This window comes from Amphibacillus sp. MSJ-3 (genome assembly GCF_018919165.1).
In the GTDB taxonomy this organism is placed as follows: domain Bacteria; phylum Bacillota; class Bacilli; order Bacillales; family Amphibacillaceae; genus Amphibacillus.
This window is the reverse complement of sequence record NZ_JAHLQM010000016.1, coordinates 32690-56204: the sequence shown is the minus strand read 5'-3', so window position 1 is coordinate 56204 and position 23515 is coordinate 32690. Positions and strand designations below refer to the sequence as shown.

The following is a 23515-nucleotide window of genomic DNA, read 5'->3' as shown; positions in this document are numbered from 1 at the left end:
TATTTCATTATCAAATACTTGTCTGCGATATTTTACAACCAGCACAAGATGATAGTGCAATAAGAACACTGAATGATTATTGTTATCTAATTTCATTGGTATATCAGTCCTTTATCCAGATAATACTGATTGTATCACAAGCTTTGGCTAAAGCCAACCAAAATTCATCTCCCATCTACTCATCGGGATATCGCCCTTCTCATTCCTTGAGGATGGGAGACTTCTTTCGGAAATCCGTTAAAGAAAAACCACTAAATAAAAGTTCATTCTTTTTATTCTTTAAAATCATCTAGAAAGTCCTTTTGAAAGCTAGTTGTCAACATATGATGATCCATTTCTTTCTTAACTGTTTGAAATGGATTTTTACCATATTTATCACTCAATTGCTCAATTACCTTTTGGATGGCCTCGTTTTCAAGTTGTTCCTGATAATTAAATAAATTCAATTGTTCAACAATTTCGCCTTTCTCAATTAGTCCTTGAGCTGTTATTCCTAACAAACGAATTGGTTCACCATTCCAATTTGTTTCAAATAAATCATTCGCAATATTAAAAATAGCCTCTTCACTTGAAAAATAGCTTGTTTTTGTGACACTTCTAGTAATTGTCTTCCAATTGGAGTACCGAATCATAATTTGCAAGGTCTGAGCAGCAACTTCTTTTCGTGCTAAACGAGCGGAAACTTTTCGTGATAACTTGCGTAACAGTGCTGTAATTGTCGTATCATCAGTCGTATCTTCACTCAATGTTTCTGAATTACCGATGCTTTTAAACTCATTAACCGCATTAGGGTCAACCGGACTTGGGTCAATACCATTAGCACGCTGTTGAAGTCTTTCACCATTTATCCCAAGTATTCGTTTTAATTGATAAACATTTGCTCCTATTAAATCACCAATTTTAAAAATATTAATCTGATTTAACTTTTCGGCCGTTTTTTCGCCAACACCGTACATCTCTCTAATATCAAGCGGCCATAGCTTAGTTGGTAAATCCCTTTTTCTTAAGACCGTGATTCCCATAGGCTTTTTCATATCTGAAGCCATCTTTGCTAAAAACTTATTAGGTGCAATCCCAATACTACATGGCAAGGCCAGTTCATTCTTTATTCGACTTTGAATTTGCTTTGCAATTTGCAACGGTGATCCTAGTTCAGAACAATCAGTAATATCCAGATATCCTTCATCGATTGAAATGGGTTGAACGAGTGCTGTAATATCCGACATAATTGTAAATATTTCTTTTGAAGCCTGTCGATATCGATCAAAATTGGGTCGTAAAACAATGAGCTCAGGGCAAAGTCGTTTAGCTTGTCCTAATGTCATCGTTGTTTTAACCCCCTTAGCCCTCGCCTCATAGCTACTTGTGACAATAATGCCCTTTCGTTCTTCAGGATTCCCGGCAATAGCAAGGGGTTTCCCTTTCAAATCAGGTTGATAGGCCGCTTCAACAGATGCATAAAAACTGTTCATATCCACATGTAGAATGACGCGTCCTTTTTTTGGATACCATTTAGACATTATATCGCTTCCTTTATAAGTCACCATCTTTAATCATTAAATTGCCCCGTTATCTTCATACTTTTGTCGCTTGATGAATAATCTCTAAAACAAGTTCAGTTAATTTGATTAACTCACTTACAGGCATTCTTTCTTTGGTTGTATGAATGTCTTCATATCCTACCGCAAGATTAACCGTTGGAATACCGTAGTTCGAAATAATATTTGCATCACTACCGCCACCACTTTGTTTCAATTCACTCACTCTTCCAATCGCTTGGATAGCTTTTTGCGCCAGTTGAACGACCTCATCATTTGATGATCGTTTGAAACCTGAATACATTACCTTTGTTTCAATATCGACGTCTCCCCCTAATTCTTTAGCGACATCAACAAATGCTTGTTTCATTTTTTTAACCTGGCAATCAACTTTTTCAGAACTAAGCGAACGAGCCTCAGCTAATATTTCAACATAATCACAAACAATATTTGTTTTTTGTCCACCTTCAAATCGACCAATATTTGCAGTTGTTTCATGATCAATACGACCTAAAGGCATCTGGGCTATAGCTTTGGCCGCGATTGTGATCGCAGATACACCCTTTTCAGGCGCAACACCTGCATGAGCAGTTTTCCCTTTAACCTTTGCCAAGAACTTCACTTGGGTTGGGGCAGCAATAATAATATCACCTACTGGCCCATCGCTATCAAGTGCATAACCAAATTCCGCATCAAGTAATGAAGCATCTAAAGCCTTTGCTCCGACTAAGCCCGATTCTTCACCAACGGTAATAACAAATTGAATCTGTCCATGTGGTAATTGGTTCTCATTCAAACAATGAATGGTTTCAATAATTGCGGCAAGACCTGCCTTATCATCCGCTCCTAATATGGTCGTCCCGTCTGAAGTTATGTAGTCCCCTTGAATTTTCGGTACAACCCCTTTTCCGGGAACAACAGTATCCATATGTGAAGTAAAGTAAATCGATTTAGCATGGGTGTTTGCTGGCAAAGTACAAATTAAATTTCCTGAGCCAAAACCTGTTTTTGACTGCGAATCATCCTCGACTACGTCTACACCTAAGTCCGTAAAAATCGTTTTAAGCGCTTGAGAAATTTGAGACTCTTCTCCTGTTTCAGAATCAATTTGAACTAACTCTAAAAAATTTTGAATCAGTCTTTGTTTATTTATCATCTATATCCATTCTCCTTTTATCAATATTAATCTTTTAATTCTCTTCAAATCAATTGTTATAAGACTTGTCACTCTTCTCAAATCGGGCTACAATAGAAATAAGATTTCCTGCTTAAAGGGGGTATTTCCATGGCTAAAACAAAGAAAAAAGTTCAACACAATGTAGAACGTAAACCGTCCAAGCGTGACCGACGTATGAAAATGGTCGTCTATTTAATGATTGTTGCAATGTTAGGTTCTATAGTCAGTTCCGGATTAGCATATATATTTTAGTTAGGAGTAGCTATTTCAATTAGCTACTCTTTTTTTATGCACAATTTTCGGTAACTGCCCGGTTTTTTATCAATAAATAATGTTCAATCTCGGATAAGAGTTTATATAAATTGGCTCTAATCTCAAATTCCTGTCTTGATTTAGGTAACTGATCTTTTTCAAAATAACTTTTTAACCATTGAACCTGATCTAAGTGATAGGTTACCGCATTATTTGGATAAATCGCGTCAGCTAAGTCCGAGTACAATTCGGCAATAATATGGGATTGTTTAAGTGTTACATTGATTGGTTGAATTAATTGTAACATTCTTTCTAACGAATCGAGTTGGATTTTCCTCATTGAGAAATATTGTTGTTGCTGTTGCGCGTTTCGACTAAATGTATTTTCAGTATTTCTTTGTACCCATTCTTCCGCATTATACAGTTGACTTCTTAAATTTATTATCCGATTAGTGGGAACTTCACTCTGCTCACCCTTTAAGTAAGCTGAAAAGTCCCGAAAGACAAGCTGATAATTCTTTTCAATTTCATTTTTTAATTCTGTTAATTTACCATCTAAACTTGGCATATATAAATTTAAGATTAAGGCAATGCCTATCCCAATGACCATTATAGCAATTTCGTTGATGATCATTGACAAATCAACACTTCTTGCACTATAAAAGTGAAAAATAACAACAAGACTCGTGACAATGCCTGGTGAGATTTTAAGTAAATCTGCAACAGGTATGAATAACAACAACAGCAATCCGACTGTCCAAGGTCGATAGCCAATATAACCAAAAATAAAATAAGCAAAAACAATTGATAAAAGGCCAGCCGCCACCCGGTGCCATGCTGTTAAAAACGACCGCTTTCGTGTTGGTTGAATACATAATACTGCAATAATACCCGCTGAACCTGGATAATTTAACTCGAGCCATTCAGCAATTAAAACAGCAATTGGAACCGCAATAATCATTTTGAATGTATGATAACTAATTTTCACATTACTTCTCCCTACCTTAACTTAAAATATATTTCTTAAACGCCGATGATTCCTAAAGAATCTAGATATAAAAAAACACCCTACCCTTTATTATAGTTTAAGAGAAAAAAATATTCAAAAAAAGTTAAAAAATAGCTGGAATCATCGCTTATTCTGAACTATCTGATTCAGTCCAAAACTACTTTGACTCCAGCAATACACTCAATTGTCATTTAATAGATAGGTGTTGTCTTCCCTGATATATTTTCTAAAATTTCCTTTACATGAGACATAAAGCGTCCACAGATTACTCCATCTAAAACTCGATGATCCAATGATAAACATAAATTAACCATATCACGGGCAGCGAACATATCATTAATGATAACAGGTTTTTTAACAATTGATTCGACTTGTAAAATAGCTGCCTGCGGGTAATTAATTACTCCCATTGACTGGACCGAACCAAAAGTCCCTGTATTATTTACGGTAAACGTACCGCCTTCCATGTCCTTCTGCGTGAGTTTTCCGTGTTTTGCTTTGTAAGCTAGCTCATTTACCTCTTTAGCAATCCCCTTGATACTTTTCTCATCAACATGGTGAATTACTGGAACATAAAGTTCTGTTTCATTCCCAACCGCAACCGATAAATTAATATCTTTATGTTGAACGATTTTATCCCCCTGCCATGAACTATTTAATTCTGGGAACTTTTTCAATGCTTTTGCAACAGCATTTAAAAAGAAAGCAAAATATGATAAATTATAACCCTCTTCTTCTTTGAATTTATCCTTTTCAGCATTTCGATAGCTCACTAAATCAGTGACATCAACCTCAATCATCATCCAAGCATGTGGAATTTCTGTTTTTGCCCTAACCATGTTTGTTGCAATTGCTTTTCGGATACCGGTGACTGGTATCTCTCGTTTAGTTGATTGATTAGTGTATATCCCCATTTCTTGATTTGCTTGCTCAGTATTATGGGCTTCACTTTCAGTTACCTCAGTAGTAGTTACTTGATTTGTGTTAAGGTAGTTTTGAATATCTTTACGTGTAATTCTCCCTGCTAATCCAGTTCCTTTAATCGTATCTAAATTAATCCCATGTTCATGTGCAAGCGTAAGTACTGCCGGTGAGTATCTTTTTTTCATAGATGATTGTTCAGGCTTTTCTTCTGTTGTTTCGGATTCCTTAACAACTTCACTAGGTGCACTTACGGCTACTTCTTCTTGTTTTTCAAACGTTTTAATTAGGCATAAAGGTGTCCCAACATTAACTGTTTGGTCCTCTGTTGCTAATAGTTCAACGATTTCTCCTGAATATAAGGCGGGAACTTCCGCGTTTACTTTATCAGTCATCACTTCAAGTAGTGGTTGATATTTCTCAATTGAATCGCCGACATTAATTAACCATTGACTAATGGTACCTTCTGTTACACTTTCTCCTAATTGTGGCATTGTAACTGTTTTTACTGTCATCTGGTTCACTCCATACCATTTAGAATAATGCTAAATCTAACATTGCTTGTTTAATTTTTTCTTGACTAACCATAAAGGCTTTTTCCAAAGATGGTGCATATGGCATCGCCGGAACATTAGGACCAGCAATTCGTTTAATTGGTGCATCGAGATCAAATAAACAATTCTCACCAATGATTGCAGAAACTTCACTAATGATACTTCCCTCTAGATTATCTTCCGTAATCAAAATTACTTTTCCAGTCTTTTGTGCTGCTTTAATAATAGCCGTTTGATCCAATGGATAGACTGTTCGTAAATCTAAAATATGTGATTCAATACCATGCTCATTCTTTAACTCCTCTGCCGCTTCTTTAGCGAAGTGGAGCGTTAATCCATATGAAATTACAGTAATATCCGTTCCTTCACGAACCAGATTAGCCTGACCGAGCGGAATAATATCATCATTTTCTGGTACATCTTCTTTTAAAAGGCGATAAGCACGTTTATGTTCGAAAAAAAGAACTGGATCTGGGTCGCGAATCGCTGCCTTCAGTAAACCTTTTGCATCAGTAGGATTTGATGGCATCACGATCTTCAATCCTGGTTGATTAGCAAAGATTGCTTCCATTGATTGCGAGTGATATAAAGCGCCATGTACCCCGCCACCATAAGGTGCCCTAATCGTGATTGGGCAACTCCAATCATTGTTGGACCGGTAACGTAATTTAGCTGCTTCTGAAATGATCTGGTTAACAGCAGGCAAAATAAAATCTGCAAATTGAATTTCAGCAATTGGAATCATTCCATACATTGCAGCTCCAATCCCAACACCAGCGATAGCAGACTCTGCTAGTGGTGTATCGATCACGCGTTGCTCACCAAACTGCTCATAAAGCCCCTCAGTTGCTCTAAAGACGCCACCTCGTTTCCCAACATCTTCTCCTAGGATAAAGACTCGATCATCGCGCGCCATTTCTTCTTTCATCGCTAAATTTATCGCTTCAATATATGTTAATACTGGCATACTAACTCTCCTTCTTTACTGATAAACTCCATCAAAAAGTGTATCAGGTGATGGATATGGAGCTGACTCTGCATAGTCTGTTGCTTCGTCTATTTCAGCTTTTATCTCATCTTCCAATTTAGTTTCCACAGCTTCAGTCAATATTTGATGATCAAATAAATATTGTCTAAATGTTTTAAGTCCATCTTGCTCTTTCGCTTCATCAACTTCTTCTTGAGAACGATAAGTTCGGTCATCATCATCACTAGAGTGCGGTGTCAATCGGTAACTAATAGCTTCAATTAATGATGGTCCGTCACCATTTCTTGCCCGTTCAGCAGCTTCTTTAACAACTTTATAGACAGCTAAAGGATTGTTACCATCAACTGTTTCACCATACATCCCATAGCCAATTGCTCGATCTGAAAGACGTTCACAAGCCACTTGCTTTTTCAATGGTACAGAAATAGCATATTGGTTATTTTCAATCATAATAATAACTGGTAGTTTATGGACAGCAGCAAAGTTCGCTCCTTCATGAAAATCTCCTTGATTTGATGATCCCTCACCTAAAGTAACAAAAGAAAGAGCGGATTCATTATTCATTTGACAAGCCAGAGCTACTCCAACAGCATGTGGGACTTGTGTTGTAACTGGTGAAGAACCAGATATCATTCTTAACCTTTTCGAACCAAAGTGACCAGGCATTTGTCTTCCACCTGAATTTGGATCTTCAGCCTTAGCGTAGGCTTGTAACATCAATTCCTTTACCGTCATTCCAAGTGTGAGCACAACGCCTAAATCACGATAGTATGGGGCACTATAATCCTTGTTACGATCTAATGCGAAGGCAGCACCAACTTGTTGTGCCTCTTGGCCTTGACAAGAAACAACAAAAGGAATCTTCCCCGCTCGATTTAATAACCACATTCGTTCGTCTACCCGTCGAGCTGTTAACATTAAACGATACATTTCTAAAACATCATGATTTGAAAGATTTAATTCTTCATGGTTGATCATAATATTCTCCTTTCATTGACTATGAACCGGTTGATCATCAATAGCCAAGGCAATTTCTTGAATAGCCTCACTAAGTGAAGGATGTGGATGAATGGATAAACCAAGTTCACTTGCTGTTGCATTCAATAATAAGGCTAATCCAGCTTCAGATATTAATTCAGTTACTTGATTCCCAATTAGGTGAACACCCAATAAATCATCTGTGTCCTTATCGATGATCATCTTAACAAAACCTGTTGTATCTCCATTAACAAGTGCCTTACCAATAGCTGAAAAAGGCATCTTTTTTACCTTATAGTTAATATTTTTATCAATAGCTGTTTGTTCTGTTATTCCAACTGCTGCGACTTCTGGTTGACTATACACACAACTTGGTGCAAAATTAGCGATTGCTAGCTTATCATCTTTTCCAGCGATATGCTCAACAGCCAACTTTCCTTCATGAGCAGCAACATGGGCTAATTGCTGGCCACCAATACAATCACCAATTGCATAAATATGTGATTCTTTTGTTTGAAAAAATGAATTGACTTTGATAAAACCTGACGAATCAGTTTCAATGGCTGTATTATCTAAGCCAATTTGGTTAATATTTGCCCTTCTCCCAATAGCAACTAGAACTTTATTCGTTGTTAATGTTTGCTTATTCTGTTTATTTTCTAATACAAGGTTAACCTGATCATTATCACTGATTTCGTATTCAGCAACCCTTGTGTCTGTTAACACATGAATTCCCTTTTTAATCAAACTTCTTTTAAGTGTTTTTGCAAGCTCTTGATCAAATCCAGTCAATAAATGGCCTTGGGCTTCAATCAAATTAACTTTAACACCTAAACTATTTAACAATGAGGCCCATTCAACACCAATGACTCCACCACCAATAATTGTCATTGATTCTGGTAGGTCTTCCATTGCTAAAGCTTGATTAGATGATAAAATATATTGCCCATCAAATGGGAGGTTTGGCAACTCTTTTGCTACTGTACCCGTAGCAATAATGACACTCTTTCCAATCAATATCGTATTTTCCTGTTTGTCTTCATGTTCCACTGATATGGCACCTGCCATTGGTGAAAAAATTGACGGTCCCATCAAACGACCAAAACCATGATAAATTGTGATGCCATTCTGCTCAATTAAATATTGCAATCCTTGATATAATTGATCGACAACTTGTTTTTTACGATTTTGAATTGCAGAAAAATGAATAACTGGTTCACTTGTAGTAATACCAAATTCATGGCTATTTATAATACTTTGATATATTTCTGCACTTTTTAAAAGTGTTTTTGTTGGTATACAACCTTGGTGGAGACATGTCCCACCCAATAAATTAGCTTCAACAATCGCAACTTTCAGCCCCAATTGCCGAGCACGAATAGCTGCTACATAACCTCCCATACCACCACCCAATATGACTAGGTCATAATTTTCACTCATAAAAAAACTCCTTTATTTATAATATGTATTTAATGGAGTAGCTATAATATAACTATAATTTTAGCGTTTTTTAATGTATTTAGCAAGTATTTTATCAGATGATATTAGCACCTAGTTATAATTAAATGATCACCAAAATATTATAGACAAAACAATAAATCAAAAAAGTAGTTCTATTTACAAAAAACACGTAAACAGAACTACTTTTAATCATTATGGCTATTTATACTCTTAGCCCTATTGAGATTAATTATTTAAAAAACGCTTGGTATAATGACTTCACGGCATCTCTTTCTGCTTCTTCCTTAATTCCGAACATTAAAGATACTTCAGAAGACCCCTGATTAATCATTTCGATATTAACATTCGCATTTTGTAAGGCTTTCGTTGCTCTTGCGGCTGTCCCAATCTGGCTATTCATTCCTTCACCAACAATCATAATTAAAGCAAGTCCCCGTTCAGTATGCACTTGATCTGGATTCAATTCTGTTTGAATTCGATCAATAATAACCTTTTCCTTACTTTCATCCATTTGATCTGAACGTAAAATGACGGAGAGATCATCTATACCAGAAGGTGTATGCTCATATGAGATACCTTCATCTTCCAAAATATGAAGCAATCGACGGCCGAAACCTACTTCCCTGTTCATTAAATATTTACTGACGTATAAGCTCATAAAACCTTTATCACTAGCAATGCCAACTATCGGATTACCGTTTGCTTCTTTTTTAGATACGATGAATGTACCATGACCTGATGGATTATTAGTATTTTTAATACAAACAGGTATTTCAGCACGCACAGCAGGTATAAGTGCTTCAGCATGAAAAACTGAAAACCCGGCATAAGATAGTTCCCGCATTTCTTTATAAGTCAAAGCTGTGATTTCTTTCGGTTGATTAACAATTGTAGGATTTACACAATAAACAGAATCAACGTCAGTAAAGTTTTCATATAACTTCGCTTGAACGCCAGCTGCAACAATTGAACCTGTGATATCAGAACCCCCTCGAGAGAAGGTCACTAATTTCCCTTCCTTCGTATAACCAAAAAAACCTGGAATAATAACAATTTCGCGATAATCTCTCAATTTGTATAACTTTTCAAAGCTCTCATCTAGAATTTGAGCACCACCTGGTTCATCACTTAAAATTAAACCAGCCTCTTTCGGATTTAAATAACGGGCTGAGATACCTAAAGATAATAAATACTCACTTAGCAATTGTGCTAATGAGTCTTCACCAATGGCTTTAATAGACTCTAATTTAAAGTCCATTGCCCCATCGCTGTCAAAGATTGACTGAACAGTCGTTGTTATTTGCTGTAATATTTGATCAGATAAACCTAAATCATCAATTATTGACTTAAATCGGTCAAGTACTTTATTTAAATCAGCATGATAATCCTTTTTTTCACTGAAAGATTGTCCTAATTTAATTAATAAATCTGTTACTTTTTCATCATCAGCACTACGTTTACCCGGTGCCGAAACAACAATCACTCGTCGTTCCGGATCTTCTTTAATAATTTGCGCAACTTTTTTTATTTGCTCAGCGTTTGCTACTGAACTCCCCCCGAATTTCGCTACTTTCATCATACACATCTCCAATATTTTTTCTATATAGCGATCTTACCATAAAATGATCGATTTTGTTATAGAAAATTCTGATTACTCCAATTCATCTCGAAATGAAATGATGAAAATAAATATTCCCTATCATTAGAACAAAACAGGTCTCTCTCCGGTGGGAAGTCTGATCTTCACTAGATAATTAGATCAGCGAATCGAGCTTTGCCTGACTGTCGTTCCCCCCCTATAGAATCCGATCGTCTCCCTTGCATGATTCCTATAGTCAGCTAGTTAGCAATAGAGCTTTAATTCATTTAACAATTAACGTTTGATAAACATTTGAGTCCAATACTTACCATCTTCCACATAGCCAACTCCTATGTGAGAAAAATCACCATAAATAATTTCCCGATGACTCGGACTGCTCATCCATTCTCTAAATACTTGATGAGGTGTTTGTTGACCACGCGCGATATTCTCAGCTGTATCTTGATATTGAATACCAAAATCATCAATCATGTCTGATGATGATCCATAAGTAGGACTCTCGTGAGAAAAGTAATTATTTTCTAACATATCTGCTGCTTTTAACCGCGCAACTTGAGATAGTTGCCGATCTGGACGAAGCTCATTTAAACCATTTCTGACTCTTTCTTGATTAACTAATTGAATGACGATATGTTCAGTATGCTTAATCGCATTAGTTTCTGGAATATTAATCTTATCTTCTGGATAAATCAGATCAGGATTTTCAATCTGAGGGTTGGCTTCAATAATCTCTGTCACACCCACATGATAACGCAAGGCAATTTTCCATAAAGAATCATGTAGTTGTACAGTATAAAGTGAATCTGCTAAGACATTAGTCGGATGAATTAATATGAGTAAAATACTCATTGCAAGTATTCTTTTCAATAACAAAACCTCCTTTTTTGCTTAGTTTGCAACAAAAGAAGGTTTTTATACAGGCCTTAGCTCGCCCGATATTGAAGCCTTAGATGGTCAGCAACCATTGCGATGAATTCTGAGTTTGTAGGTTTTGCTTTGGAGCTGCTTACAGTGTAGCCGAATAATTCAGAGATAGAGTCAATATTTCCACGACTCCATGCAACTTCAATGGCATGACGAATCGCACGTTCAACCCGAGAAGGCGTTGTTTTATATTTCTTTGCTATATCAGGATAGAGGACCTTAGTAATTGATCCTAATAATTCAACATCATAAAAAATCATCGTGATCGCTTCACGTAAGTACATATAACCTTTAATATGTGCAGGAACACCCACTTCGTGAATGATATTGGTAATGCTTGCTTCTAGGTCAAACTTTTTCTGTTTATGATCTGGATGTTTAGCTGTTTTTCGTTCAATTTGTGGCTTACCAAATACCTGTCTAATTTGTTCTGCTAAGTAATCCAGATCAAATGGTTTAAGGATAAAATAAGATGCACCTAAGTCAGCTGCTTTCTTCATGACATCCTCTTGCCCAAAAGCTGTCAGCATGATTACTTGTGGTTGTTTAGATAAATTCATTTGTCGGATTCGAGTTAGAACCGCTAAACCATCCATATGAGGCATAATAATATCTAAGATGACAATATCAGGATTGGTGTCTGTTATAAGTTCAAGACTATCTTTACCATTATGGGCTGTTCCAACAACCTCGATATCTTTTTCTTGTTCAAAATATTCTTCCATCACTCTGACTAATTCTTGATTATCATCCACCAAACAAATTTTAATTTTATTCAACATTATTTCCTCCTTGTGTTTCCTTTGGTCTCTTAATTACTAACATTCGACGAGTATTCCCTTTTACCTTTCAAAAAACATAAAAAAATTATTATTCGCTAAAAATTCTAATCTTTCGCTAAATATAGTGAATTTAAACTTATTTTTACCTTCATATTCCTATTTTGTCGAAAATAATTTATTTTTATTATAACATAGTAAAATTTTAGTCGCTAGCTGATTTAGATCATAATCATTCAAAAACTGGCTACAGAAAATCATTTCCATAGCCAGTTTAATCATTAAACAATCCATACTGTAATTAAAGTATACTTTTGGGGGCGAGCGATTCTTCATCCACTTACTGAGTCTTGTATTAACAAGTTAGCAATTTTTACTTTTCCCATTTATCATTTGATGATCTCTCTAGAATCCTTAAAATGTGAGACGTTCAGTCAGTTAATCTGCGGTAAATTAAATGACTTGGGTTTTTATTTTCCTAGCTCTAACATGTGACAAATATTGTAATTACTTTTTTGACCACAATGATTTATTAAATAAAACTTTCTAATTTTAACTTACTATTCCCACTCGATTTACCTTCCTAATCTTGAGTAAATTATTGCGGTTTAGAAAGTTGATTTGAGGGAGGTTCAATGATAAAGTAGATTAGCTTACTTTTGAAAATGTATCTGCATAATCTATTTCCGCTTCATCCAACATCCATTCAATATGAATACCATAACCAGAGGTCGGATCGTTAACGAATACATGAGTTACAGCACCAATAATTTTATTATTTTGGATAATTGGGCTACCACTCATTCCTTGAACAATTCCACCAGTTTCTTCGAGTAAACGTTCATCCGTTACTTTTAAAACCATTCCTTTTGTGGCAGGATTTTTTTGTTCTATCGCACTAATAATTTCAATATCAAAAGCTTCGATTTCTTCATCGTTAATAACAGTTAGGATTTGTGCTGGTCCTTCCTTTACTTCATCAGAATAAGCAATGGGTAGAGGTTCAGATAATAGACCTTCTTCTAGATCTTCATCCAAATGACCAAAAACACCAAATGGACTGTTTTTTGTTATATTTCCAAGTAATCCTTCATTTTGATTAAATGAGGCACGTTTTTCACCGGGGATACCTGTGTCCCCTTTTTGGATCGAAGTAATTTTTGATTTAACAATAGTTCCCGATTCAATTTCAATCGGCTCTTTTGTATCCATATCTGAAATAACATGGCCTAATGCACCATATTTCTTTGTGAGGGGATCATAAAAAGTCATTGTCCCTATTCCAGCGGCTGAATCCCTAATATAAAGACCAATTTTATAACTGTTAGAAAGTTCATCAAATGTTGGTGTTAATTCTTCTTGATAAGTTTTATTGTCACGTTTATATTTTATCTTAATTGCTTCTTTATTCTCACCTGCTTCAGTTACAATTGGACCGATATCTTCGATGGATTGTACCTTTTGTTCATTCATTTCTAGTATGCTGTCCCCTATTTCAATTCCTGTTTCTTTACCAGGCGAAATACCCATTTGTTGTTCTCCAATATAGTGGTAACCAACAACCAAAACACCTAAGGTTTCTAAATTAACACCAATCGATTGTCCACCAGGTATAACTTGATATTGTTCTTCAACACTAACATTAACCTTTTTTATCGGAACACCTTTAAAGTGATATTTTAATTCAGTTTCACCGATATTCTTGGGATTAATTATATTATTATCAACAGTTATAACAGCTTGATCTGGTTCTGCTGTAAGATCAAATAATTTATTTTCATGATTAAGCTCTACCGTTTCGGAATGATTTGTATAAAGATTTAATTGGGTTGGTATCACCAGGTATTGTCTGATAGCCGGTATAAATGGTAGGCCAATTAAAATAGTAAGAAGAATAATCCCGAATGCATGTTTTAACTTTTGCTTTCCCACAATTCACGCTCCTTTTCTTTTTATTTTGTTTTCTTCTGTACCTTTACTTTGACCTTGAAACGGCTTTTTTAAACCCTGTAAAGTTCTCAAAAATATGAGAAGATTTCCTGTAAATCAAAAAAAAAAGAACTTATCAGTAAATAAGCTCTTTTTGTTAATTTAGTTACTTTTATAAGTATTAGCATGACTGATCAACTCTTCTGCATGACTGATTGCTGTGTCTGTTAATTGTGTTCCTGTTGTCATACGTGCAAGTTCTTTAACGCGGTCAGTTTGCTTTAATTCTGTGACTGTTGTATATGTTTTATCTTTTGTAGATTGTTTTTTAATTAAAAGATGATGGTCTGCCATTGCAGCTACTTGTGGCAAATGAGTAATACATAAAACTTGTGAATCGGTGGAAATATTATAAATCTTTTCTGCAATAGCCTGTGCCACTCGTCCACTTACTCCGGTATCAACCTCATCAAATATAACACTTGTCACACCTTGATGTTTAGCAAAAATTTTTTTGAAAGCAAGCATAATTCTCGATAATTCCCCTCCAGAAGCGACTTTATCTAAAGGCTTCAGTGGCTCTCCAGGATTAGTCGATAATAAGAAGCGAACGCGATCGAAACCATTATGAGTTAATTGAACAGGTTTTCCGGCCAATTCTGGATCTCCGGGACTTCCCTCTCGAATGGATATTTCCGGTTTAAATTGTGCTTTAACCAAATATAGATCCTTTAATTCGGTTTTTATAACTTCTGTTAATTGTTTTGCAGCTCTTTTACGTAAGTCATGGAGATGATTTGCTTCAACAATCGCATCTGCTGATAGTTCATCAATTTCCTCAAGTAAATTTTGAATGGATTGATCTCGATCCTCTAATTGATCAATTTCATCTTCAATTTCTGCAGCATATTCTAAAATATCGTTGACGGTAGCACCATATTTTCTACTTAATAATTGTAATTCATTTAAGCGTGTCTCTATGATGGCTAAACGTTTCGGATCATAAGCAAAATCATCAAGATAATGTCGTAATTGTATACTTAGTTCTTCAAGCATATAATAGTGGTTCGAATAATCTTCAGTTTCTTTTTCTAACTCAGGTTCATAAGTAACAGCTGTTTCGAGTGCATTCAAACCTAAAGCAAGCCAGTCCAAACCTTTTTGTTCTCCTTTTAAAGCATTATATGCTTCTGATACGTTTTGATAAATTTGTTCAAAATTAACAAGTCTTTCTCTTTCTTTCCTGAGATTCTCATCCTCATTTAAGGCTAATTCAGCTGATTTAATTTCATTTAATTGATAATGTAATAAATCTAAGCGTTGAATAATTGCTTGTTCATTATGATTGAGTTGATCAAATTTCTCTTTTGTTTTCTTCAATTTTTGGTAAACTGTATTATAATCCTCAAATGTATCCTTATTCTGTTCTTGGCTAAATAAATCCAATAAATGAAGATGTTGATTAGAATCCAATAATGATTGCGTTTCATGTTGAGAATGAACATCAATCAAGGTTTGACCAAATTCACGTAAGATAGCCAAAGTTACTAATGAACCATTAATTCGACAAACACTTTTCCCCTTTGCACTAATCGTACGATGTAAGACGATCATTCCTTCCGAATCCATTTCGATTCCATATTCATCGAATAATTTATATATTCCATGTTTATGATCTTCAACAGTAAATAAACCTTCTAAAACAGCTTTTGGTTTTCCATATCGTACATATTCAACAGAACCTCTTCCACCTACTAATAGTTGAATAGCATCAATAATAATCGACTTTCCAGCACCCGTTTCTCCTGTTAAAACGGTCAAGCCGTCATTGAATGGGATCGTTAGTTTGTCAATAATCGTAAAATTTTGAATGGACAGTTCAGTTAACAAATCAGGTCACCTCAAATTATGACAAGAATTTTAAAGCATTTCTAAAAATTTTTTTTCAATCTTTTCGGTAACTGTTTCATCTTTACAAATAATCAATATCGTATCATCACCACATATCGTTCCTAATATGCCGTCCCATTCTAAATGATCAATTAGTGCGCCAAGTGCATTGGCATTACCAGGTAAGGTTTTTAAAACAAGAAAATGAGTTGCTTTATCTAAGCTAATAAATGCATCTTGCATTAAACGTTTTAACTTTTCTAATGGATTAAAACGTCGATCGGCAGGTAGACTATATTTATATCGTCCATCTTCCATCGGTACTTTAATGAGGTGAAGTTCTTTAATATCCCTAGAAATAGTAGCCTGGGTGACGTTATATCCTTCACTTCTCAGAATATCTACTAGCTCTTCTTGTGTTTCAACATCATGGCTGGTAATATATTCTCTAATTTTAATGTGCCGCTGTCCTTTTTTCATTTAGTAAATCCTTTCTATATATTAGTTATTTGAGCTTTTCATGTGCACTTAAAACGGTTTCTTCAATTTCCTTCGAATAGTCAATAGTTGGTACTTCTTGATTTGGACGATAAACAAAATGAGCAAGAAACTCAATATTACCATCTCCACCTGTTACTGGTGAATAGGTTAAATGTTTTAAGATAAAATGTGATTGATTAGCAAATGTCAAAATTGTAGTTAAGACTTCTAGATGTGTACTTGTTTTTTTAACAATTCCTTTTTTCTCCACTTGATCTCTTCCAGCTTCAAATTGTGGTTTAATTAAAGCTATCACATCAGCGCCGTCCGTTATGATATTAGCTAATGCAGGAAATATTAACTTTAATGAAATAAACGAAACGTCGATTGTCGCTACATCAGGCGAACCGTGTTTAAATAAATCAGGTGTTGCATAACGGAAGTTTGTTCGTTCCATCACGATTACCCGATCATCATTTCTTAATTTCCATGCAAGTTGATTATAACCCACATCAACAGCATAGCAAATTTTAATACCATTTTGTAAGGCACAATCCGTAAAACCGCCAGTTGAAGAGCCGACATCAACCATAATACGGTCGGTTAAATCTAAATTAAACGCTTTGATAGCCTTTTCTAGTTTTAAGCCTCCACGTCCCACATATGGAAGTTCTTTTCCCTTTATCGTTAATAAAGTGTCCTCTGCAATCTTATCACCAGGCTTATCTAAACGGTTACTACCTGAAAAGACTAGACCAGCCATAATTGCTCGTTTAGCTTTTTCACGTGTTTCGATTAACCCTTTTTCAACTAATAAAACATCAAGTCTTACTTTTTTTATCGTCATAATATCGTATCCTTTGCTATAAAAATAGGCAGTGTGTCCTTTTATATCACAACATTTTTCCCCCACTAAACCATCGGATTATATCCTTCACATTACTAAGGCAATCTTTTTCTTCTGGAAATCAGATTAAGTCAATCAAATACTCAGCGGGATTTTCTTTCCCCACTGAGTGTTAGATGAACGAACTGGACTTTTACTGACTGTTGGTCCCACAGATAATTGATGCGCACTTCTATGATTGAAACAGGAGATTAAGTCAATTATTCTGCAGTAAATAAATTCATTTCCCCTTAATGCTTCTAAAAACTAATGTATTTTGATGGGGACTTTATCTTTTTTACGAATCTCTGCTACTTAAATAATCAATAAAATGAGTTAAAATCGAGCTTGAGATATTGGCATTTTCTAACACCTGTTTAGCTAATAAAACATTTTTATCTTTCTCTTTTATTGAAGCTTCAATACCAAGTAATTTAGGATAGGTACTCTTTTCATTATTTAAATCACTGCCAACTTTTTTGCCAATCTTACTTTCTTGTCCTTGGACATCGAGAATATCATCTTGTATTTGGAAAATTAATCCCATATATTGTCCGCATGTCTTAACTGCTTCAAGTTCCATTTCTGAGGCTCCAGCAATATAAGCACCTATTTCCATAGCATAAATAAGTAATTTGCCTGTTTTCAAATCATGTATTCGTTCCATTTCATTTAAGCTAATGGTTTTATTTTCTGCTTGAAAATCTAAAATTTGACCAGCAACCATCCCACTCGGACCGGCGGCTAAACTAAGACGATTTATAATTTTGATTCTTTGCTCGGCAGATAAATGTTCATCTTCTGATATTATTTGAAAAGCCATTGTTAAAAAAGCGTCGCCTGCCAAAATGGCCGTAGCCTCATCAAATTGAATATGATTAGTCGGTTGACCTCTGCGTAAATGATCATCATCCATTGCTGGCAGATCATCATGAATTAATGAATATGTATGGATCATTTCTAGAGCGAGGGCAGCTGACAAAACGTCATCCTTCTTACCGCCAAATGCCTCTGCGCTTGCTATCATAAGAATAGGCCGGATTCTTTTTCCACCAGCCTTAATTGAATATAGCATTGATTCTTTAAGAGGAGTTGGTATTGTGGTTTTTTGAATTTTCTCTATCATCGCTTGATTAATAAAGCTTTGATTAGAGACAATAAATGCTTCCAAATCAGCCTTCATTCTTTATTCCTCCTCAATTTTAATTGGTGTAATTATGCCCTCATCATTAACGATATTAGCGACTTGTCTTTCAACTTTCGTAAGCTTTTCATCACACAATTTTGAAAGGGCCATTCCTTTTTCATAGTAAGAAATAGCTTCTTCTAGAGGGACATCAGCTTCTTCTAACTTCTTTATAATTGCTTCTAATTCTGACATCGCTTCTTCAAAACTCTTTTCCTCTTCAGTCATGATTATCCTCCTCAATGCCCCATACTTGACAATCTAATGAACCGTCTATCATTTGAAGTTTTAGTTGATCTCCGGGGGCAATTTCTTTGACAGACTTTATCAGCTGTCCCTTTTTATCATAGCCGACTGAGTAACCGCGCCTCATTGTATTTAAGGGACTTAATACATGTAATTTATTTACTTGCGTGTCAAATTGATAAGCTTTCTTGTCGATTACTTTTTTTAATCTATCCTGTAAAGTTTGAAAATAATAGGTGTTCTTTTGTTGATACGCATTGATTTGTTGGCTTGGATCTTGCCCTTTTAGTTCTGATAAAAGTTGATAAAATATAGATTTATTATGATTTAAATATCTTTCCATATTTCTTTGTAGGGTTTCCACTAGACGATCTAATTCCTGTTCTTTTTGAACGAGTAATTGTTTGGGATAATTAAAAGCATAGCCTTTTTGGATCTGATTCAATCGTTCTCGTTTTTTTGCAAGACCCTCTTTAATTTCCCGATTTAAACTTCTTTTGAATTGATTATTTTTTTCAATTAACTCAATTTGTAATGGGACGGCTAATTCTGCTGCAGCAGTTGGTGTAGGAGCTCTACAATCCGCTACAAAATCAATCATTGTTGAATCTGTTTCATGTCCGACACCAGAAATAACGGGAATTTTTGAATTCGCTACTGACCTTACAACAATTTCCTCATTAAATGGCCATAACTCTTCTATTGATCCTCCACCACGAGCGATGATTAATATATCTAGATCTACCTGCTGATTAGCTTGCTCAATTTTTTTAACCAAGTCATATTTCGCTTGTTCTCCTTGAACGAGGGTAGGAAAAACAGAAATCTTGGCAATCGGATAACGTCTATTTAACGTTGTCAAGACATCCCTTATCGCTGCACCTGTTTCTGATGTTATCACACCAATGTGTTCAGGAAAAGCGGGGATAGGCTTTTTTTTTGCCTTCTCAAATAAACCTTCTTTAGCTAATTTTTCCTTTAGTTGTTCAAAAGCTAAGTGAAGTGCTCCAACACCGTCAGGTATCATGTCATGGACATATATTTGGTATTGGCCCATCGGTTCGTAAACCCCTACTTCACCCTTTACAATAACATGGAGGCCATCTTCAGGTTGAAATCTTAGTGAACGATTATAACCCGCAAACATGACTGCTAGAATCTTTGATTGATCATCCTTTAATGTAAAGTACATATGACCACGACTATGATGCTTGAAATTTGAGATTTCTGCTTTAAGCCAAACCGTTGTTAAGTGTTTGTCTAATTCAAATTTCCGTTTAATATATCGAGTCAAGGCCGTAACAGTTAAATATCTTTCTGACATCCTTATTCACACCTAGTTTATTATTTCGTCACTTGATTGATTGCCGCTTTTATTGTATTCTTCATCAACATTGTAATTGTCATTGGACCAACACCTTTGGGGACGGGAGTTAAATAGGCTGCCTTTTCCTTAACCGAATCAAAAACAACATCCCCTGTTAGTGAACCATCTTCAATACGGTTGACGCCAACATCAATGACTGTTGCCCCAGCTTTAATATATGATTGATCAATCATATGTGCACGACCAACAGCAACGACAACAATATCAGCTAATTTAACTAATTCCTTCAAATTAGTTGTTTTCGAATGACAATATGTAACTGTTGCATGTTCATTAAGTAAGAGCTGTCCGACCGGTTTACCAACTATATGGCTTCGTCCAATGATAACAGCATGTTTCCCAGCTATTTCAATGTTCATTAATTTTAACATCGTTAAAATACCATATGGTGTACAAGGTAAAAAGGTAGCTTGATTTGTCATCATTTTTCCAATATTAATCGGATGAAATCCATCGACATCTTTCGTTGGATCAATCGTTTCAATAATTAATTGTTCATCGATATGCTTAGGTAACGGAAGTTGAACTAAAATTCCATTAACATCCGTTGCTTTGTTTAGCTGTCTAATTAAATCTAACAACTCATCTTCCGATGTTTCTGTTGGCAAACTGATTAACTCGGATTGAATGCCAATATAGTCTGCTGCTTTTTGTTTTCCAGAAACATAAGATTTTGAAGCAGGGTCATCTCCGATCAAGATAACGACTAGTTTTGGGTGAATTCCCCGCTTATTTAAAGTAGCCACTTCAGTCTTCATTTCATCTCGTAATGTTTGTGCGAGTTGATCACCATAAATAACTTTTGCACTCATAGTTGAACATCCCCCTTATTTATTCATCTTAGCTAATACACCATTAATAAATTGACCTGATTTTTCATCACCATAAATATGTGCGAGTTCCACTGCTTCATTAATCGCAACCCCTTTAGGTGTATTTAATTGATAAAAGATTTCATAAGTAGCCATACGTAAAAGTGTTTTTTCTACATTCGCTAATCGATCAATTGTCCAATTTTCCAAATGACTTTCTATTTTTTGATCAATAGCTTCTATTTCCTTAACAACACCATAAATAAGCGTTGCAACGAACTCATTAGGTTCCTCTTCTAAAATTAACTGGACTGCTTCATCAACATCATAATCTTTACTATCCATCGAAAAAAGCACCTGAAATGCCTTTTCCCTTCCAATTCTACGGTTCATTTGAATGCTCCTTGCTTAATCTATTCGATTTTTCTTTTAATCATTTTCATCTATAAAAGATAATAATAGCATAATGAATCCAATTCTGAAAACAAAATTTGACGAATTATATACATCATTTGATCTTAAGCTTATGTTTATTTTATCTTTATGACTATGTAATTACAACACGCTAACAAACGCTGGATGTTAAATGCCTTCAATGTTGAGTCGTGACTTCTACTTTTTCAAAAAACAGCGATATGTATTTATGATGAATGATGAAAAGACCCTTAGAGTTTCGCTCTTAAGGGTCTTCCTACTTATTTAATCTTGTTCGTCTTGTAATTCTTCCTTTTCCATTTGAACACCAACGACGTGTACATTAATTTCTTGTATGTCTAATGCAGTCATTGTTTTTAATGCCATCCTAATATTCTCCTGAACTTTTTGAGCAACTACTGGAATTGTTACACCGTAGTCCAGAACAACAAAGACATCTATAGCAACACCAGTTTCAGTTAATTCAACTTTTATTCCTTTACCGTGTGATTTTAAACCAAAACGCTCTGCAACGTCAGTGGCAAAATTACCACGCGTTGAATAAACCCCTTTTATTTCTGTAGTGGCAATGCCCGCAATAACTTCGATTACAACTGGAGCAATTTCAACTTTACCTAAACTTGCATCTTCACTTACATTTAAAATATTTTGTTCGCTCATAATTGATCCACTCCTTTAGAGTTAATCTAAACTGCTCAATCGTCCCTATTCGTCTAACTCAGTTTCTAGAATGGGGTATAGTTCAAGAAATTTCGTATTAAAATCCCCAGATAAAAACACAGGATGTTCCATCACCTTTTGATGAAATGGAATCGTTGTCGGTATACCCTCAATAAAAAATTCACTTAAAGCTCGCTTCATTCGACTAATTGCTTCTTCCCTAGTTTCTCCATAAGCAATTAACTTTGCAATCATCGAATCATAGTATGATGGAATTTTATAGCCAGAGTAAACAGCGGAATCAATCCTTATCCCTAATCCTCCAGGTGGTAAATATAGCCCGATTTGCCCTGGATTTGGGATGAAATCACGAAATGGGTTCTCAGCATTAATACGACATTCAATAGCCCAACCATTCATTTGTATCGCATCTTGATTGACCTCTAGGGGTTTACCACTCGCAATTTTAATCTGTTCTTGAATTAAGTCGATTCCTGTAACCATTTCAGTCACTGGATGTTCTACTTGAATTCGTGTATTCATTTCCATAAAATAAAAAGCTTTTGTTTTTTTATCAAAGATAAATTCAATTGTTCCAGCCCCAGAATAGTTGACAGCTTTAGCCGCCTTAACAGCAGCTGCTCCCATTTGCCTACGAATCGTTTCATTAATTGCTGGAGAAGGTGTTTCTTCAATGAGTTTTTGTAAACGTCGTTGGACAGTGCAGTCTCTCTCTCCTAAGTGTATCACATTTCCATAGTTATCTGCTAGTATTTGTATTTCAACATGCGAAAAATCCTCTATATATTTTTCAAGATAAACATCTGGATTTCCAAATGCAGTTCCCGCCTCCTGTTGTGTCACGCGAATTGCATTTAATAAATCGGCTTCTTTACGGACAACGCGGATCCCTTTTCCACCGCCACCCGCTGTCGCTTTAACAATAACTGGATAACCAATTTCATTAGCTAAACTTAGGGCCTCTTCATCAGATGTGATTACACCATTAGAGCCAGGGACAATTGGAACACCTGCAGATTTCATTGTTTGTCGAGCTATATCTTTTGTTCCCATCTTTTGAATAGCATAAACACTAGGACCGATAAAAGTGATATGACATTTACTACATATTTCTGCAAAGTCAGCATTTTCAGCTAGAAAACCATAACCTGGATGGATACCATCTACTTCAGTTAAATTTGCCACACTCATTATCGATGTGAAATTTAAATAACTATCTTTGCTATTTGCAGGTCCAATACAATATGCTTCATCGGCTAACTGGACATGAAGTGCGTCCGCATCTGCTTCTGAATAAATGGCTACTGTTTGAATACCAAGTTCTTTACAAGCCCTTATAATTCGAACAGCAATTTCCCCACGGTTAGCGATTAAGATTTTTTTTAACATATGAACCTCCCCC

Annotated in this window: 23 protein-coding genes; 1 reads left to right on the top strand and 22 read right to left on the bottom strand. The window is 35.4% G+C overall.

The genetic code is table 11. The features are described 5' to 3' along the window. From KQI76_RS06565 to KQI76_RS06555, 3 genes are all read right to left on the bottom strand, one after another. On the bottom strand, nucleotides 1-96 hold a 96-nt coding region (locus tag KQI76_RS06565; RefSeq protein ID WP_216399526.1), incomplete at its 3' end, for a transposase. 176 nt (nucleotides 97-272) lie between these two features. Further along, the gene (locus KQI76_RS06560; protein ID WP_216399524.1) at nucleotides 273-1520 is read right to left on the bottom strand and encodes a DNA polymerase IV; all 1248 of its coding nucleotides are present in this window, start codon (nucleotides 1518-1520) and stop codon (nucleotides 273-275) included. 55 nt (nucleotides 1521-1575) lie between these two features. Then, nucleotides 1576-2694 carry a M20/M25/M40 family metallo-hydrolase gene (locus tag KQI76_RS06555; protein ID WP_216399523.1) on the bottom strand — a complete coding sequence of 373 codons (1119 nt, stop codon included), beginning with the start codon at nucleotides 2692-2694 and terminating at the stop codon, nucleotides 1576-1578. Nucleotides 2695-2823: 129 nt separating this feature from the next. On the opposite strand from KQI76_RS06555, the gene prli42 reads away from it, so the two are divergent. Continuing rightward, a complete protein-coding gene (gene prli42, locus KQI76_RS06550) occupies nucleotides 2824-2967 on the top strand; it encodes a stressosome-associated protein Prli42 (RefSeq protein ID WP_216399522.1) in 144 nt (47 codons plus the stop codon). A 34-nt stretch (nucleotides 2968-3001) separates the two neighbouring features. On the opposite strand, the gene KQI76_RS12045 is transcribed toward prli42, so the two are convergent. The 19 genes from KQI76_RS12045 to accC form a co-directional block, all read right to left on the bottom strand. Continuing rightward, nucleotides 3002-3955 carry an aromatic acid exporter family protein gene (locus KQI76_RS12045; protein WP_216399521.1) on the bottom strand — a complete coding sequence of 318 codons (954 nt, stop codon included), beginning with the start codon at nucleotides 3953-3955 and terminating at the stop codon, nucleotides 3002-3004. 212 nt (nucleotides 3956-4167) lie between these two features. Then, nucleotides 4168-5412: a dihydrolipoamide acetyltransferase family protein gene (locus KQI76_RS06540; RefSeq protein WP_216399520.1), complete on the bottom strand. Its 1245-nt coding sequence runs from the start codon at nucleotides 5410-5412 to the stop codon at nucleotides 4168-4170. Between the two features lie 19 nt (nucleotides 5413-5431). Then, nucleotides 5432-6418 (bottom strand): alpha-ketoacid dehydrogenase subunit beta, encoded by a 987-nt coding sequence (locus KQI76_RS06535; protein WP_216399519.1) that lies wholly within the window; start codon nucleotides 6416-6418, stop codon nucleotides 5432-5434. Nucleotides 6419-6433: 15 nt separating this feature from the next. Continuing rightward, nucleotides 6434-7417: a thiamine pyrophosphate-dependent dehydrogenase E1 component subunit alpha gene (locus tag KQI76_RS06530; protein ID WP_216399518.1), complete on the bottom strand. Its 984-nt coding sequence runs from the start codon at nucleotides 7415-7417 to the stop codon at nucleotides 6434-6436. A 12-nt stretch (nucleotides 7418-7429) separates the two neighbouring features. Then, nucleotides 7430-8857 carry a dihydrolipoyl dehydrogenase gene (gene lpdA, locus KQI76_RS06525; protein WP_216399517.1) on the bottom strand — a complete coding sequence of 476 codons (1428 nt, stop codon included), beginning with the start codon at nucleotides 8855-8857 and terminating at the stop codon, nucleotides 7430-7432. A gap of 250 nt (nucleotides 8858-9107) precedes the next feature. After that, on the bottom strand, nucleotides 9108-10454 hold the full coding sequence (locus tag KQI76_RS06520) for an aspartate kinase (RefSeq protein ID WP_216399516.1): 1347 nt from the start codon (nucleotides 10452-10454) through the stop codon (nucleotides 9108-9110). Between the two features lie 297 nt (nucleotides 10455-10751). Next, nucleotides 10752-11345 carry a CAP domain-containing protein gene (locus tag KQI76_RS06515; RefSeq protein ID WP_216399515.1) on the bottom strand — a complete coding sequence of 198 codons (594 nt, stop codon included), beginning with the start codon at nucleotides 11343-11345 and terminating at the stop codon, nucleotides 10752-10754. Between the two features lie 56 nt (nucleotides 11346-11401). Beyond that, nucleotides 11402-12181 (bottom strand): sporulation transcription factor Spo0A, encoded by a 780-nt coding sequence (gene spo0A / locus KQI76_RS06510; protein WP_216399514.1) that lies wholly within the window; start codon nucleotides 12179-12181, stop codon nucleotides 11402-11404. Nucleotides 12182-12829: 648 nt separating this feature from the next. Next, the gene (spoIVB, locus tag KQI76_RS06505; protein WP_216399513.1) at nucleotides 12830-14113 is read right to left on the bottom strand and encodes a SpoIVB peptidase; all 1284 of its coding nucleotides are present in this window, start codon (nucleotides 14111-14113) and stop codon (nucleotides 12830-12832) included. Nucleotides 14114-14272: 159 nt separating this feature from the next. Continuing rightward, the gene (recN, locus tag KQI76_RS06500; protein ID WP_216399512.1) at nucleotides 14273-16000 is read right to left on the bottom strand and encodes a DNA repair protein RecN; all 1728 of its coding nucleotides are present in this window, start codon (nucleotides 15998-16000) and stop codon (nucleotides 14273-14275) included. Between the two features lie 30 nt (nucleotides 16001-16030). Then, nucleotides 16031-16480: a transcriptional regulator AhrC/ArgR gene (ahrC, locus tag KQI76_RS06495; protein WP_216399511.1), complete on the bottom strand. Its 450-nt coding sequence runs from the start codon at nucleotides 16478-16480 to the stop codon at nucleotides 16031-16033. A 25-nt stretch (nucleotides 16481-16505) separates the two neighbouring features. After that, on the bottom strand, nucleotides 16506-17327 hold the full coding sequence (locus KQI76_RS06490) for a TlyA family RNA methyltransferase (RefSeq protein ID WP_216399510.1): 822 nt from the start codon (nucleotides 17325-17327) through the stop codon (nucleotides 16506-16508). Between the two features lie 337 nt (nucleotides 17328-17664). After that, nucleotides 17665-18549 (bottom strand): polyprenyl synthetase family protein, encoded by an 885-nt coding sequence (locus KQI76_RS06485; protein WP_216399509.1) that lies wholly within the window; start codon nucleotides 18547-18549, stop codon nucleotides 17665-17667. Nucleotides 18550-18552: 3 nt separating this feature from the next. Next, entirely contained in the window at nucleotides 18553-18780 is a 228-nt protein-coding gene (gene xseB / locus KQI76_RS06480) for an exodeoxyribonuclease VII small subunit (RefSeq protein ID WP_216399508.1), read from the bottom strand. After that, the gene (gene xseA / locus KQI76_RS06475) at nucleotides 18773-20122 is read right to left on the bottom strand and encodes an exodeoxyribonuclease VII large subunit (protein WP_216399507.1); all 1350 of its coding nucleotides are present in this window, start codon (nucleotides 20120-20122) and stop codon (nucleotides 18773-18775) included. Before xseA ends, xseB begins: the two co-directional genes overlap by 8 nt. Before the next feature lie 20 nt (nucleotides 20123-20142). Further along, nucleotides 20143-20997, bottom strand: a complete 855-nt coding sequence (gene folD, locus KQI76_RS06470) for a bifunctional methylenetetrahydrofolate dehydrogenase/methenyltetrahydrofolate cyclohydrolase FolD (protein ID WP_216399506.1) — start codon at nucleotides 20995-20997, stop codon at nucleotides 20143-20145. Nucleotides 20998-21012: 15 nt separating this feature from the next. Beyond that, nucleotides 21013-21390 (bottom strand): transcription antitermination factor NusB, encoded by a 378-nt coding sequence (gene nusB / locus KQI76_RS06465; protein WP_216399505.1) that lies wholly within the window; start codon nucleotides 21388-21390, stop codon nucleotides 21013-21015. Between the two features lie 306 nt (nucleotides 21391-21696). Next, nucleotides 21697-22092: an Asp23/Gls24 family envelope stress response protein gene (locus tag KQI76_RS06460; protein ID WP_216399504.1), complete on the bottom strand. Its 396-nt coding sequence runs from the start codon at nucleotides 22090-22092 to the stop codon at nucleotides 21697-21699. Nucleotides 22093-22137: 45 nt separating this feature from the next. Continuing rightward, nucleotides 22138-23502: an acetyl-CoA carboxylase biotin carboxylase subunit gene (accC, locus tag KQI76_RS06455; protein WP_216399503.1), complete on the bottom strand. Its 1365-nt coding sequence runs from the start codon at nucleotides 23500-23502 to the stop codon at nucleotides 22138-22140. Nucleotides 23503-23515: the final 13 nt, after the last annotated feature.

Excerpts from the sequence above, each read along its gene's own strand:
- accC (WP_216399503.1), bottom strand. The coding sequence starts at position 23,502 with ATGTTAAAAAAAATCTTAATCGCTAACCGTGGGGAAATTGCTGTTCGA.
- ahrC (WP_216399511.1), bottom strand. The coding sequence starts at position 16,480 with ATGAAAAAAGGACAGCGGCACATTAAAATTAGAGAATATATTACCAGC.
- xseA (WP_216399507.1), bottom strand. The coding sequence starts at position 20,122 with ATGTCAGAAAGATATTTAACTGTTACGGCCTTGACTCGATATATTAAA.
- KQI76_RS06490 (WP_216399510.1), bottom strand. The coding sequence starts at position 17,327 with ATGACGATAAAAAAAGTAAGACTTGATGTTTTATTAGTTGAAAAAGGG.
- KQI76_RS06460 (WP_216399504.1), bottom strand. The coding sequence starts at position 22,092 with ATGAGCGAACAAAATATTTTAAATGTAAGTGAAGATGCAAGTTTAGGT.
- lpdA (WP_216399517.1), bottom strand. The coding sequence starts at position 8,857 with ATGAGTGAAAATTATGACCTAGTCATATTGGGTGGTGGTATGGGAGGT.
- nusB (WP_216399505.1), bottom strand. The coding sequence starts at position 21,390 with ATGAACCGTAGAATTGGAAGGGAAAAGGCATTTCAGGTGCTTTTTTCG.
- KQI76_RS06560 (WP_216399524.1), bottom strand. The coding sequence starts at position 1,520 with ATGTCTAAATGGTATCCAAAAAAAGGACGCGTCATTCTACATGTGGAT.
- prli42 (WP_216399522.1), top strand. The coding sequence starts at position 2,824 with ATGGCTAAAACAAAGAAAAAAGTTCAACACAATGTAGAACGTAAACCG.
- folD (WP_216399506.1), bottom strand. The coding sequence starts at position 20,997 with ATGAGTGCAAAAGTTATTTATGGTGATCAACTCGCACAAACATTACGA.
- KQI76_RS06530 (WP_216399518.1), bottom strand. The coding sequence starts at position 7,417 with ATGATCAACCATGAAGAATTAAATCTTTCAAATCATGATGTTTTAGAA.
- KQI76_RS06540 (WP_216399520.1), bottom strand. The coding sequence starts at position 5,412 with ATGACAGTAAAAACAGTTACAATGCCACAATTAGGAGAAAGTGTAACA.
- KQI76_RS06485 (WP_216399509.1), bottom strand. The coding sequence starts at position 18,549 with ATGAAGGCTGATTTGGAAGCATTTATTGTCTCTAATCAAAGCTTTATT.
- KQI76_RS06535 (WP_216399519.1), bottom strand. The coding sequence starts at position 6,418 with ATGCCAGTATTAACATATATTGAAGCGATAAATTTAGCGATGAAAGAA.
- KQI76_RS06520 (WP_216399516.1), bottom strand. The coding sequence starts at position 10,454 with ATGAAAGTAGCGAAATTCGGGGGGAGTTCAGTAGCAAACGCTGAGCAA.
- xseB (WP_216399508.1), bottom strand. The coding sequence starts at position 18,780 with ATGACTGAAGAGGAAAAGAGTTTTGAAGAAGCGATGTCAGAATTAGAA.
- KQI76_RS06555 (WP_216399523.1), bottom strand. The coding sequence starts at position 2,694 with ATGATAAATAAACAAAGACTGATTCAAAATTTTTTAGAGTTAGTTCAA.